This is a genomic window from Mesorhizobium subarcticum (assembly GCF_055456085.1).
The window spans coordinates 672,854-685,823 of sequence record NZ_CM144237.1; the positions used below are offsets into that span (position 1 = coordinate 672,854).

At 63.2% G+C, this 12,970-nt stretch carries 14 protein-coding genes; 8 read left to right on the forward strand and 6 right to left on the reverse strand.

Features of this window, described 5'->3' with window-relative positions; translation table 11 throughout:
* The first annotated feature begins 67 nt into the window (after positions 1–67).
* Complete coding sequence (locus ACZYHG_RS03120) at positions 68–1,141, forward strand: NAD(P)/FAD-dependent oxidoreductase (protein WP_464612492.1); 1,074 nt, start codon at positions 68–70, stop codon at positions 1,139–1,141.
* On the opposite strand, the gene ACZYHG_RS03125 is transcribed toward ACZYHG_RS03120, so the two are convergent.
* The 4 genes from ACZYHG_RS03125 to ACZYHG_RS03140 form a co-directional block, all read right to left on the reverse strand.
* Positions 1,135–2,508 carry an amidase gene (locus tag ACZYHG_RS03125; protein ID WP_464612493.1) on the reverse strand — a complete coding sequence of 458 codons (1,374 nt, stop codon included), beginning with the start codon at positions 2,506–2,508 and terminating at the stop codon, positions 1,135–1,137. The genes ACZYHG_RS03120 and ACZYHG_RS03125 overlap by 7 nt on opposite strands.
* A 325-nt stretch (positions 2,509–2,833) precedes the next feature.
* Positions 2,834–3,631, reverse strand: a complete 798-nt coding sequence (locus ACZYHG_RS03130; protein WP_464612494.1) for a class II glutamine amidotransferase — start codon at positions 3,629–3,631, stop codon at positions 2,834–2,836.
* A gap of 15 nt (positions 3,632–3,646) precedes the next feature.
* Complete coding sequence (locus ACZYHG_RS03135) at positions 3,647–3,895, reverse strand: DUF6356 family protein (RefSeq protein ID WP_464614605.1); 249 nt, start codon at positions 3,893–3,895, stop codon at positions 3,647–3,649.
* 393 nt (positions 3,896–4,288) lie between these two features.
* Positions 4,289–5,314, reverse strand: coding sequence for an IS110 family RNA-guided transposase (locus tag ACZYHG_RS03140; protein WP_464611638.1), 1,026 nt, complete (start codon positions 5,312–5,314; stop codon positions 4,289–4,291).
* An 82-nt stretch (positions 5,315–5,396) separates the two neighbouring features.
* Here ACZYHG_RS03140 and ACZYHG_RS03145 point away from each other — a divergent pair, with 82 nt between their 5' ends.
* From ACZYHG_RS03145 to ACZYHG_RS03170, 6 genes are all read left to right on the forward strand, one after another.
* Positions 5,397–5,855: an Lrp/AsnC family transcriptional regulator gene (locus ACZYHG_RS03145; RefSeq protein ID WP_464614606.1), complete on the forward strand. Its 459-nt coding sequence runs from the start codon at positions 5,397–5,399 to the stop codon at positions 5,853–5,855.
* Between the two features lie 78 nt (positions 5,856–5,933).
* Positions 5,934–6,419, forward strand: coding sequence for a dUTP diphosphatase (gene dut, locus ACZYHG_RS03150; protein ID WP_464612495.1), 486 nt, complete (start codon positions 5,934–5,936; stop codon positions 6,417–6,419).
* Complete coding sequence (locus ACZYHG_RS03155) at positions 6,419–7,078, forward strand: HAD family hydrolase (protein WP_464612496.1); 660 nt, start codon at positions 6,419–6,421, stop codon at positions 7,076–7,078. Before dut ends, ACZYHG_RS03155 begins: the two co-directional genes overlap by 1 nt.
* Positions 7,079–7,154: 76 nt before the next feature.
* Positions 7,155–8,012, forward strand: coding sequence for a hypothetical protein (locus tag ACZYHG_RS03160; RefSeq protein WP_464612497.1), 858 nt, complete (start codon positions 7,155–7,157; stop codon positions 8,010–8,012).
* 80 nt (positions 8,013–8,092) lie between these two features.
* Positions 8,093–8,896 carry an isocitrate lyase/PEP mutase family protein gene (locus ACZYHG_RS03165; RefSeq protein WP_464612498.1) on the forward strand — a complete coding sequence of 268 codons (804 nt, stop codon included), beginning with the start codon at positions 8,093–8,095 and terminating at the stop codon, positions 8,894–8,896.
* A complete protein-coding gene (locus ACZYHG_RS03170; protein ID WP_464612499.1) occupies positions 8,893–9,891 on the forward strand; it encodes a proline racemase family protein in 999 nt (332 codons plus the stop codon). The genes ACZYHG_RS03165 and ACZYHG_RS03170 overlap by 4 nt, the downstream gene beginning before the upstream one ends.
* Before the next feature lie 7 nt (positions 9,892–9,898).
* On the opposite strand, the gene ACZYHG_RS03175 is transcribed toward ACZYHG_RS03170, so the two are convergent.
* Both ACZYHG_RS03175 and ACZYHG_RS03180 read right to left on the reverse strand, forming a co-directional pair.
* Positions 9,899–10,603, reverse strand: a complete 705-nt coding sequence (locus ACZYHG_RS03175) for a sulfate transporter family protein (RefSeq protein ID WP_464612500.1) — start codon at positions 10,601–10,603, stop codon at positions 9,899–9,901.
* Between the two features lie 90 nt (positions 10,604–10,693).
* Entirely contained in the window at positions 10,694–11,596 is a 903-nt protein-coding gene (locus tag ACZYHG_RS03180; RefSeq protein WP_464612501.1) for a DMT family transporter, read from the reverse strand.
* Between the two features lie 284 nt (positions 11,597–11,880).
* Between ACZYHG_RS03180 and ACZYHG_RS03185 the strand changes: the two genes are divergently transcribed.
* Positions 11,881–12,873, forward strand: a complete 993-nt coding sequence (locus ACZYHG_RS03185; protein WP_464612502.1) for an adenosine kinase — start codon at positions 11,881–11,883, stop codon at positions 12,871–12,873.
* Positions 12,874–12,970: the final 97 nt, after the last annotated feature.

Genomic DNA, 12,970 nt, shown 5'->3' on the forward strand with positions numbered 1-12,970 from the left:
CCCGATGTTGGCAAGTGGGCATAGGAATGGCACTGGGATGAACATCCCTGCGGGTTGAGGAGTTAACATGGCTGCGGCGAAACAAGTGATCGTCATTGGCGCCGGGATCATCGGTGCCTCCATTGCCTGGCATCTGACCAAGGCTGGGGCGCTGGTGACGGTCATCGCCGACAGTGCGCCCGGCGGCGTGGCGACGCCGAACTCGTTTGCCTGGATCAACGCCAGCTGGGGCAATCCGGAGCCCTATTTCCGGCTCCGCATCCGCGCCATGGCCGAGTGGAAGCGACTTGCAAATGATTTGCCAAGCCTGCCGCTGAGCTGGTGCGGCGGCCTGAACTGGGACCTGCCGGCGGACAGGCTCGAAGCCTACGCGGCGGAGCATTCTTCATGGGGCTACGGCATCGAACGGGTTGGTCGGGAGCAAGTGGCACGTATCGAGCCCAATCTCACTGAGCTTCCTGATTTTGCTTTGCATATCGCTGAGGAAGGTGTCGCAGAGCCCGCGGCTACCGCGAAAGCACTGCTGGCGGGCGCGGAGCGACAAGGCGCTCGCGTCCTCTCCAGCACCGTGACCGCGCTTGTCCAGACTGATGGCAGGATCACGGGCGTGGACACATCTCATGGGCTGGTTGCCGCCGACGAGGTGGTGATCGCCGCCGGCGTCGGCTCACCGGACATCGCTGCGACCGCCGGCATCAAGCTGCCTATCGAGACACCGCCTGGCCTGATCGTCCATTCGCGGCCCTACAAGAAGCTGCTCAACGGGTTGGTGCACGCCGAGAAACTGCACATGCGACAGACCGCCGAAGGCCGCATCATCGCCGGCTCGGATTTCGCCGGCGGCGATCCCGGCGAAAACCCTGAGGCCACCGCGCGCGACTTGTTCGCAGTGGTGAGGGCAACGTTGCGCGGCGCCGAGGGGCTGGAACTCGATTTCCACACGATCGGCTACCGCCCCAATCCGATCGACGGCTTTCCGATCATCGGCCGGGCCGAAGGCATGGACGGTGTCTACGTCGCGGTCCTGCATTCCGGCATCACGCTGGCGCCGGCCGTCGGCCTGTTCGCCACGCGGGAAATTCTTTATGGCGAGCGCGACCCGCTGCTCGCACCCTATGGATTGTCGCGCTTCGCTCAATAACCCGGCGGACGGCGAAAGCCGCCGGTGACCGGCTCGATCGCCGCCGCAATACCGAGCAGCCGCGATTCCGACCAGCGTTTGCCGACCAGTTGCAGCCCGATCGGCAGACCGTTGCTATCCTGTCCGCACGGTATCGAAAGTGCCGGATGGCCGCTGTAATTGAAAACGGCGCCATAGGCCGGCAGCATCCAGTAGCTCTGCTCCTTGCCGTCGACCTTGATCGGCGTGCCCGGCTCGCAATGTGGAAAGGCCGTGGTCATGGCAACCGGGCAGAGCAATGCATCATGGCGGTCGAAAAAACTGTCCCAGGTGAGAATGGATCTGTCGCGGCGGGCCAGCGCGTCGAACCAGCGCGAGACTGACGTCGGCTGCTCCGGCGGTTTGGGCTGCGCGGCCTCCATCATCATACCGATCAGCGCGCCGCCTTGCGCGAGATCGTCGTGCAGATCGAGCTTCGGCAATTTCGCCTCCTCGACGACCGCACCAGCGCTTTGCAACTGCCTTGCGAGATTTTCGACCGCGGCGCTGATCTCGCCGGCCACCGGGAGGCCGGGGAAGGACGGCGCGAAAGCGATGCGCAATGTCTTGAGATCGAGCTTCGGCATAGCCTCGACCGGCACTGGTGCGAGATCGGTGTCGTGCCCGTCCGGCCCGGCGATGATTTGATAGATCAACGCCAGATCGTCCACGCTCCGCGCCAACGGCCCAAGGCAAGACATCAGCCGCACGCTACGCGCAGCACCGCCCGGGTTAGGGAAAGCACCGGCCAACGAGACACGGTTCTCCGTCGGCTTCAGGCCATAGACACCGCAGAAAGCGGCGGGCAGGCGGATCGAATCCTGCATATCGGTGCCAACATCGAATGGTGTCATGCCAGTCGCCACCGCAGCTGCGGCGCCGCCACTGGAGCCGCCTGCCGTGCGCACAAGATTCCACGGATTGTGGGTGCGGCCGAAAAGCGGATTGTTCGATTGCCAGTCCGACAGCATGGTCGCGACATTGGTCTTGGCCATCAGCACGCCGCCGGCAGTCTTCAGCCTGGCAACGACCGGACTGTCTTGGCTGGCGACGTAGTCGGCGAAAGGTGGGAAGCCGACCGTGGTTTTCATGCCAGATGTCTCGTGCATGTCCTTCAGCGTGAAAGGAACGCCGTGCAGCGGCCCAAGTACGGTGCCGCGCGCGAGCACAGCGTCTGCCTTTACGGCGCGTTCGTACGCGCCTTCGCGGTCGAGCGAGATGACGGCGTTGACGACTTCGTTGTGGCTGTCGATCTGCGCCAGATGGGCGTCGAGTGCTTCGACGGCGGAGATTTTGCGGTTGCGGATCGCGGCAGCAAGATCAACGGTTGAGTAGAAGACGGGATTCATGATCAAGGCTCCTGCTTGGCCGCACTTGCCTGGAAAATGGCGGGCAGCGGTGCGACTTCAAGCGGAGTTGAGCATTCGGAGCCCTGGTAGGGTTTGATCGAAATTGCGCCGAGGTTAATTGAGGTCGGCGCTCTACGGCGCCCCCCTCTGTCCTGCCGGACATCTCCCCCACGGGTGGGGAGATTGGATGTCGCCACGGCTTTCGCCAATCTCCAGCGTTGAAAGAATGACGCGGCTGGTGAAGCTGCCAATCTCCCCCCTCGTGGGGGAGATGTCCGGCAGGACAGAGGGGGGCGCTGTCCCGCGGCGTTGCCGCAATTTGCAACTACCCGACCAGCGCCAGCTTCGCCGCTACCGGAGCAAAAGGCCGAATGCTGATCCCATCCCCAGTCATGGTGACGAAGCTCGATGGCGGGATCGCTTGCCAATCGCCGCCCTCGCGATCGAACGGCTCGGAGACGATGCAGCGGCCGCCCTTGCGCAGGATCGAGGTGTAGAGTGTCGGTGCATGCGCATCGGTGGCGTAGCGCACCGCATGCAGCGCCTGCCCGTCGGAGAAGGCAGCGGTGAGTTTCAGCGCCGGTTCGAGGCCGGCGCGGCGCGAGGCTTCGATGACGCGGCTGGTGGCGCGTGACACAGCGCCTTGCGGATCACCGGCCAATCCCTCGTCGATCATAAGTAGGAAAAAGAGTTCCGAATCGGTGGTGCCTTCGCGCTGGTCGAAGACGGCGTCGGACAATGAATTCTCCAGCGCGCGGCGGATCTTTTCGAAGCCGCCGATCTGGCCGTTATGCATGAATGACCAGCGGCCCGAGATGAAGGGATGGCAGTTCATGCGGCTGGTGGCGCCGCCGGTCGAGGCCCGCACATGGGCGAGGAACAGGCTGGATTTGATCTGCCGGCACAGGCTCTTCAGATTGGGATCGGACCAGGCCGGCAGGATGTCGCGATAGAGACCAGGCTCGGGCCGGTCGCCATACCAGGCAAGGCCGAAACCGTCGCCATTGGTGGGTGATTTCGCTTCCTGGGCGCAATGGCTCTGGGCAATCAGCGAGTGACAGGGCGCAGTTAGAATGTCTTCGAGAAAGACCGCTTCACCGAGATAGGCCGCCCACCGGCACATCGCTTTTGTCGTCCTTTAAGCCCGATCCATAAGAGCCGCGGGCTCCTTGGTCGCGTGTGTGCCTCTGTTGTGCGTCCGCTCGTAAAGCTCGCGAACGATTCGGCTGGCGGTAGTCTCAAACAGAAATGGCAAGAAAGCATGAACGAGTGCGGCACTCGCCGCCATCAGCAAGCGCGACGAGAACCAGGCGGCGAAGGCCATATGGCCGAAATAGGTTTCGCCAACCTTGGCCGGATGAGAGGTGAAAATCCTTGCGACCGACATGCTGGTCCCCTTCAGCGCTTGACGTTCCTGATATGAGTATCCTGACACGCTTCGCTGGTTCATCGGTCTCAAATATCCTTGTATTCTGCCATTCCATGGGACAAACATCCCACATGGCATGTGTGGACGCCCCGCCGGATGCAAGAAGAATCTTCGGTTCAGGCTGCTGCGCGTGATCGGGTGCTGCCATGTGTTCGGCCTCTCTTTGCGGCTTCGTCATGGCCGCGGGCCCGTATGGGAGTTCGAGGATCAGGTCCACATCACTGGAACGCGCTCGAAGCGCTCCCCATGCGTCTGGTTCTCCTGATCCCGCCTCGCCGACGTTGCGCCATACCTGTCCTTCGACCTTCTCACGTCCTCCTGGCAGCCTCGCGTTCGCTCACTGCACTGCACTCATGCGGCGGCGGTCGGAGCTCGGTAGGTTCCACCTTTCGTCATCAATGCCCATGCGATGCGCGCGGTCTTGTTGGCCAGTGCCACGATCACCAGCATTGGCGGCTTGCGCGCCAGCATTCGATGGAGCCACGAGCCGGATGGCACGCCTTTGCGCTTGGCCCAGCGCACTACCGCGCTGGATGCGATGATGAGCAGGCGTCGCAGCGTTCGCTCTCCCATCCGCGACGTTCGTCCGAGGCGCTCCTTGCCGCCGGTCGAACGCTGGATCGGCGTCAGCCCGATCCAGGCTGCGAAATCGCGCCCAGAGCGGAACGTCTCTGCTGGTGGAGCCATCGCCTCAAGCGCGGTTGCGATCAGCGGCCCAATGCTAGGCACGCTCATTAGCCGATGGGCCGTTTCGTCAGCTTTGGCCCGCTTCGCAATCTCCGCGTCCAGCGACCTAACCTGATCCTGCAAGCGGCGTAGCGCTTCGACAAGCATGGCAAGGCAACAGCGAGCGGCCTCCGGCACGCCCGAGGTAGGATCCTCAACCTGCGTGATGAGCCGCTCGACATGCGAGGGGCCTTGCGGCGCAATCAGGCCGAACTCGGACATATGCCCGCGGATCGCGTTGATGAGCTGAGTGCGCTGGCCGACGAGCACGTCGCGGGTTCGGAAGATCACAGCCGAGGCCTGCTTCTCCTGGCTCTTCACCGCCACGAAGCGCATCGTCGGCCGTTGCGCGGCCTCGCAGATCGCTTCGGCATCGGCGGCATCGTTCTTCTGACGCTTGACGAAAGGCTTCACGTAAGCCGGTGCGATCAGCCTGACGGTATGGCCGAGCGTGCCGATCTCACGACCCCAATAATGAGCGCCTGGGCATGCCTCCATCGCCACAAGGCATGGCGGCTGCGCAGCGAAGAAGGCCAGCACCTGTTCGCGCCGCAGCTTCCTGCGGAACACAACGGTGCCGGCGGCATCTGCGCCATGGGCTTGGAAGATGTTCTTGGCCAGATCCAGGCCAATGGTGCTAACTTGTGTCATGGACGTCTCCCTTCGGTGGTTCTCAACGCCACCACTCTGGCACATCGATGCCGTCAGGGGGGCGTCCATCCCATCACTGGAAATCGACGAAATCGACCGGAAATTGCTCACCGAATTGCAACGCGACGGCACGCTGTCGGTCGACCAGCTCTCGGAGCGAGTGGCCTTGTCGCGCAACGCCTGCTGGCGGCGCGTCAAACGGCTGGAGGAGGATGGCGTCATCACCGGCCGCGTGGCGCTGGTCGATGCCGAAAAGCTCGGGCTTGGGCTTTCGGTGTTCATCCTGATTCGCACGTCGAACCATGATCCGGACTGGCTGCAGAAATTCCGGGCCGCGGTGACCGGCTTTCCCGAGATCACCGGCGTCTACCGCATGTCGGGCGACCTCGACTATGTCTTGCGCGCGCGCGTCGCCGACGTGAAGGCCTACGACCGGCTCTACCAACGACTGATCGCCAAGGTGGCGCTGTCTGATGTGTCCGCCTCCTTCGTGATGGAGGAGATCAAGGAGACGACGGTGGTTCCGATGGTCAGGTCATAGTGATGCCCGAAAGAAAGCCGTTGATAGGCTTGCGGGCGAATTGACCGAATCGGCAATCGCGCCGATAGGATCGATTTTATGCGCGCAGCCCTTCAAAACTCCTCCGTCATCGGCCCGACTGTCGGCTTCGTCAGATTGCCGCACGCTGAAGGGCTTCCCCTCCCCGCCTATGAAAGCACCGGTGCCGCCGGCATGGATCTTCGCGCCGCGGTGCCCGACGACCGGCCGCTGCTGATCCTGCCTGGCAAACGCGCGCTTGTGCCGACCGGGCTGATCCTGGAAATCCCGGAAGGCATGGAAGGTCAGGTGCGGCCGCGCTCCGGCCTTGCTTTCAAGCATGGCCTTACCGTCCTCAACTCACCGGGAACGGTCGACAGCGACTATCGCGGCGAGGTCAAGGTGCTCTTGGTCAATCTCGGCGACGAGGATTTTGCGGTGACGCGCGGCATGCGCATCGCGCAGATCGTATTTGCTGTTGTGACACAGGCTGCCGTCGAAGAGCGCAGCTTGGCTGGCGGCACGGCGCGCGGCTCTGGCGGGTTCGGGTCGACCGGGACCGCCTGATGCAGGTTCCAAAGTTAGTCATCTTCGACTGCGACGGCATTCTCGTCGACACGGAGAACCTCGCCAACCGGCGCCTTGCCGAATGGCTGAGCACGGCTGGATACCCGACAAATTTCGAATATTGCCGCAAGAATTTCTCCGGCCGCAGCATGCTCTCGGTGCAGAAGGAGATCGAGGCGCAGACCGAGGTGCGGCTCGGCGCCGATTTCGTCGATCGCTGGAACGCCGGCCTGCCGGATCTGTTTGCGCATGGGGTCGAGGCGATCCCCTATGTCCGCGAGTTCATCGAGGCGGTCCGCGCGGCCGGCATCCCCTATTGCGTCGCCACTTCGGCGAGGGTGTCGAAGATGCACATCACGCTTGGCCAGACCGGCCTCTTGCCGCTGTTCGAACATGCGATGTTTTCCGCGACCATGGTCGGGCGCGGCAAGCCGTTCCCCGACCTGTTCCTGCATGCGGCCAAGACCATGGGTTTTCGGCCCGCCGATTGCATCGTCATCGAGGACAGCGTCGCCGGCACGCAAGCGGGAATAGCGGCCGGCATGCGGGTGTTTTCCTATCATGGCGACCCCTATTCCGACCGCGATGGCCTGATCCAGGCTGGCGGCATCCTGTTCGACGACATGCGCGAACTGGCGGGGCTGGTGCCGATCCACTGATTTTCCCGATCAGATAGCGGGCTGGACGGTTTGGGGTGCTGTGGTAGCTTTGCGCGCCCGTCAGATCGAGCCACACATGCCAATGCCGCGTCTCTCCCACTTCAGCCTCGCCCTCGCGCTGCTGCCGTTTCTAACGGTCATGGCCGGCGCACAGGCCCTTGGTTTTCCCGAACTCGGTAGCACGCTGCCTGGCCGGACCGACGTGACCTATCTCGACCTGGCCAAGATGGTCATCCCCGATCTGACGGTAGACAAGGGTGGCGTCTATCAGGGCGGGTTGCCGATCGAAATGCGCCATATCGAAGGAGCCGATAGCGGCGGATCCCCACCCGAAGCATCGAACCTTTCGAACGCCGAGGTGCTCTCCATCAAGTCTGGCGGCAAGGACCGGCTGGCGGTCCTTTTCGACCTCGGCGACTCTTCCGACAGCGCCGAGGGCTATGCGGTGCTGGCGCTCTATGACGTCACCGCCAAGCCAAAGCTGCTCGATGCGGCCAATGTCGCTGTAGATCGCAGCACCTATTTCCAGAAACCGGGCAAACTCGCCGTCGGCCCCAACGATGACATCCTCACGGTCGAGAGTTCACATTCCAATTCGAACCAGAACTATATGATCGCGTCGCTGATCATGCTCGCCAACGACAAGCTCAAGCTGATCGACATGATCTACATGCTCGATGAACACGTATGTGCCTTCAGCCGGACGCAGGACATTGCCTTCAGAGCCATCGCAGAGGGCCGACGCTATGCCGCGATCAGGGTGACAGTGACAGACGCCACGGGACCGACCGGTGATAGCTGCGATGAGGCACCGCCAAAGGTGGCGTCTCACCAGATCGCCGTCACCTATCACTGGAACAAGAAACGGTCGCGCTACATCAAGGATTCCAAAGCGTTCGAGCGTTTGTCAGCAGAGAACGCCAAACGCTTCTGAGCCAACGGCATTCGTTTGCTCGAGCAAGGCGGGCAAGCTAAAATTCGCGTCATCACGCCGCACATGATGGGGGAACTACCATGGACAAGGGCAAGATCTTTCGCGACCTGCATGCATCGACCTTCGTCATGCCCAATCCCTGGGATCCGGGCACGACCAAGCTGCTCGGCTCCTTCGGCTTCAAGGCGCTGGCGACGACCAGCGCCGGCTTTGCCTTTTCGCGCGGTCTGCCGGATGGCGCGGTGACCTTCGAGCAGATGATCCATCATTGCCGCGAGGTGACGGCGGCGACCAGCCTGCCGGTTTCGGCCGATCTCGAAAAGGGCAAGGGCGACAGCGCCGAGCAGGCCGCCGAGACCATCTTCGCGGCGGAGGCGGCCGGCCTTGCCGGTTGTTCGATCGAGGACCACACCGGCGATCCCGACAAGCCGATCTATGATTTTGCGCATGCGGTCGAGCGCGTTGCCGCGGCCGTAGAAGCCGCACGCGCGCTGAAGCGCGATTTCGTGTTCACCGCGCGGGCCGAGAATTTTCTGTGGGGCAAGTCCGACCTCGACGACACCATCAAGCGCTTGCAGGCCTTCGAAAAAGCCGGGGCCGACGTGCTCTATGCGCCGGGTATAGGTGACGTCGAGACGATCCGCACGGTCTGCTCGGCGGTCAGCAAGCCGGTCAATGTCATGGCAAAACCCGGCTTCACCATCGCCGATCTCGCCATGGCCGGCGTCAAGCGCATTTCGCTCGGGCCGTGGCTGACCAATTTCGCCTACGGCATGCTGGAAACGGCGGCGCGCGAGATCCAGCAGGACGGCACGTTCGGCTTCACCCGCGCCGCCATGCCGTTCAGCAAGTTGCAGGCGCTGTACAGCAAGCCTGTATCATGACGCTGACCGTCGTCGACATGCATACGGGCGGGGAGCCGCTCAGGATCGTCACATCAGGCTATCCCGCCATCCCGAAGGGCACCATCCTGGAAAAGCGCGCCTATGTGCGCGACCATCTCGATCATCTCAGAAGAATCCTGATGTTCGAGCCGCGCGGCCATTACGACATGTATGGCGCCTTGCTGGTCGAGCCGGACCTGCCCGGCGCCGACCTTGCCGTGCTGTTCATGCACAATGAGGGCTATTCGACCATGTGCGGCCACGCCATCGTCGCGCTCGGCCGCTATGCCATCGATGAAGGGCTGGTAGCGGCACAGGAACCTGTCACGATCGTCAACATCGAGGCGCCATGCGGTCTAGTGATCGCCTCGGTCGAGGTCAGGGACGGCAAGGCCGGCGCGGTGTCGTTCGAGAGCGTGCCGGCCTTCCTGTTTGCCCGCGACCAACAGATCGAGCTGACAGGGTATGGCAAGGTCGGCTTTGATGTCGCCTACGGCGGCGCCTTCTACGCGCTGGCCGATTGCCACCAGTTCGGCCTGGAATTCGGCCGCAGCCGCGTGCGCGATTTTGTCGATGCGGCGACGGCCTTGACGGACAGGCTGAAAGCGGATTTCCGCCTCTCGCATCCCGATCATGCGGATCTTGCCTTCCTTTACGGCACCATCCTCACCGACGGAAACGATGCCTTGTCCAACGAGGTGACCAAAAACATCTGCGTCTTCGCCGAGGCCGAGGTCGACCGCTCGCCGACCGGCTCCGGCGTCACCGCCAGGCTGGCTGCCATGCATGCCAAGGGCGAGATCGGTATCGAGCAGACGCGTACCTTCGAGAGTATCGCCGGCTCGCGCTTTTCCGGCGCGGTGGTGCGGACCGCGCAGGCCGGCCCGCACGAGGCGATCATCGCCCGCGTCGGCGGCCGCGCCTATTATTCCGGGCGGGCGGAATTCATCGTCGAACCAGACGACGAACTGGGGCGCGGCTTCCTATTGCGCTGAACCGGGTTCAAGCCCGCGAAGGGCGCTCCCGCGCCGAAATCACCTTATGCAGATGCACCATCATGGCGGCGGCGAAGAGCGGCGTCACCAGATTGAGCAGCGGCACGGCGAGGAAGGCCGCGATGACCAGCCCGGCGAGAAACACCTTGCCGGCATACTGCCTGCGCAGCGCCCTGGCCTCTTCCTCGGGGCGAAAGCGCATGGCGGCGAATTCGAAGAATTCGCGCCCGAGCAGATAGCCATTGACGATGAAGAAGGCGGCGATGTTGACGCCCGGCACCAGCAGAAGCAGAAGCGCCACGATGTTGCCGAAGATGACAACGCCGAAGAATTTTATCGCCAGCACCAGCGAGCGCAGCGCCGGCATGGCGCGTCCGGCCGGGTCGCCGGGATAGTCGGTGCGCTCGACCACTTCGGCGACATCGTCGAGGAACAGGCCGGCGATCACCGCCGTCACCGGCGCGATGAGCAACGCCATGCCGAAGGCGAGCGCTATGGCCGCGATGATGCCGCCGAGCCAGCCGGCCCAGGACGGCATGCCCGGCAACAATGCCTGGAGCCACGGCAGCGCCAGCCACTCGACAAAGCCGGTCAGGCCGAACCACAGGGCGACCAGCGCCAGCACGGTCAGGCCAAGCGTCTTGATGAACACGGCGCGAAACGGCGGCGAAAGCAGCTCGAGGGCCGCATTGCGGGCAGCGTCAAAAATCACCGTGCTTCAACCCCCTAAATCAGCGGACACCGCCGGACGCGGGACGCTCCCGAGATAGGCAGCGTAGGTCGCGAGCACAAGCGCGTATCGCTACCGAGCGAAAGCTGGCTTTCCAACAGGGATGGTCATGGCCGCGACGCCGACCACGACAAAGGCCATACCCAGCCATACAGCTGGCCCCAGGCTTTCACCGAGGAAGATGGCTCCAATGCCGACGCCGATCGGCACGCGCAGATAGGCCTGCGACGTCGTGCCGACAGAACCCAGCGTGTGGATGAGGCGGAAATAGATGACGAAGGCCAGCGCCGTCGAGAACACCGACAGGCCGAGCAGGGCCAGGATCGACGCCATGGACGGTGTGAGCGTCCAGGGCTGGTCGACGACCAGGCTGAGCGGCACCAGTATGACGGCACCGCACAGCATCGAGCCCGCGGCCGGCAGCATCGGATCGAGGCCCTTGAAGCCACGGCCGAAGATCGCGGCAGCGGCGTAACTGATTGTTGCCACGACGATGGCGACCTGCGCCCACAATTCGTGACCGAGACCACCCAGCGCCTCGGTGCCGACGATAAGGCAGATGCCGGCAATGCCGGCGCCGACACCGATCAGTTTGCGCACCGTCACCGGCTCATGGCGGGTGATGAGCGCGGTGAAGACGAAGGTGAAGATCGGCGAGGTGGAATTGAGGATGGTGGCGAGGCCTGCATCGACCGAGCGCTCGGCGGCAGCGATCAGCGTGAACGGGATCACGCTGTTGAGGCAGGCCTGGAAAGCGAAGCGGCGCCAGGTGGCCGCATCGCGCGGCATGGCAAGCCCGCGCCAGCGAATGATGGCAAACAAGATGCCGCCGGCGATCAAGGTGCGGGCGGCAATGAAAGTGACCGGCGGGATCGTCTCGACGCCGATCTTGATGAAGGTGTAGGAGGCGCCCCACAACACCGCCAGCACGCCGAGCAACGCCAGGTCGGTGGTGGTATCGTTTTTTGCAGACATGGGCTTGCCGCCTTCGGGTTGTGATCGGTCAAGCCTGAGTTGTAGGCAACGCCACGAGGAAATGCTTCGTCCACGGTCGAATTGTCGTAGCACCTGGTTTTTATGCGCACGGGTCATCGCAGACACACCCGCAACGACAGAAAATCGGTTGCAAATTTTCAGGGTCATGCTGTAGACCCGCGCGGGCGTGGCAGGAAGCCGGCTCTCTCTTTGTACGCAATTCCTGTGGGAAAACCGCTAAGCACTTTTGCTGGAATTGCTCTGGGTTTTTGGTGGAGACATTGATGTCGGATTATGACGTGCTTTGCATCGGCAATGCCATTGTCGACATCATCGCCCAGTGCGACGAGGACTTCCTCGTGACCAACGGCATCATCAAGGGCGCGATGAATCTCATCGACACCCAGCGTGCCGAACTGCTCTACAGCCGCATGGGCCCGGCGATCGAGGCTTCAGGCGGCAGCGCCGGCAACACGGCCGCCGGCGTCGCCTCCCTTGGCGGCCGCGCCGCCTTCTTCGGCAAGGTTTCCAATGATGCGCTGGGCGAAATCTACGCGCATGACATCCATGCCCAGGGCGTTGCCTTCGACACCAAACCGCTCACGGGCGAGCCGCCGACGGCGCGCTCGATGATCTTCGTCACCCCTGATGGCGAACGCTCGATGAACACCTATCTCGGCGCCTGCGTCGAGCTCGGCCCCGAGGATGTCGAGGCCGACAAGGCATCGGGCGCCAAGGTCACCTATTTCGAAGGCTATCTGTGGGATCCGCCGCGCGCCAAGGAGGCGATCCGGCAGACGGCGAAGCTGGCGCACGCGGCAGGCCGCGAAGTGTCGATGACATTGTCGGATTCTTTCTGCGTCGACCGCTACCGCGACGAGTTCCTCGAGCTGATGCGCTCGGGCACCGTCGACATCGTCTTTGCCAACAGCCACGAGATCAAGTCGCTCTACCAGACATCGTCGTTTGACGAGGCGCTGGCCAAGATCCGCAAGGACTGCAGGATCGCCGCCGTCACCCGCTCGGAAAAAGGCTCGGTCATCGTGCGCGGCGACGAGACCGTGGTCATCCAGGCCACCACCATCAGGGAACTGGTCGACACCACGGGCGCCGGCGACCTCTACGCCGCCGGTTTCCTGCACGGCTACACGCAAGGCCGCGACCTCAAGACCTGCGGTGATCTTGGCTCACTGGCGGCCGGCCTGGTGATTCAGCAGATCGGCCCAAGGCCAAGGCAGAATTTGCGCCGCGAAGCCGAACTGGCGGGCTTGCTGTAGGGACGACTGCCGATCGGCCCCTTGTGGGGGGTGAGGAGTGGTCCGCGAAGCGGGCGGAAAGCCAATTGCTTGGCTTTCCGAACGACGAACGCCGGCA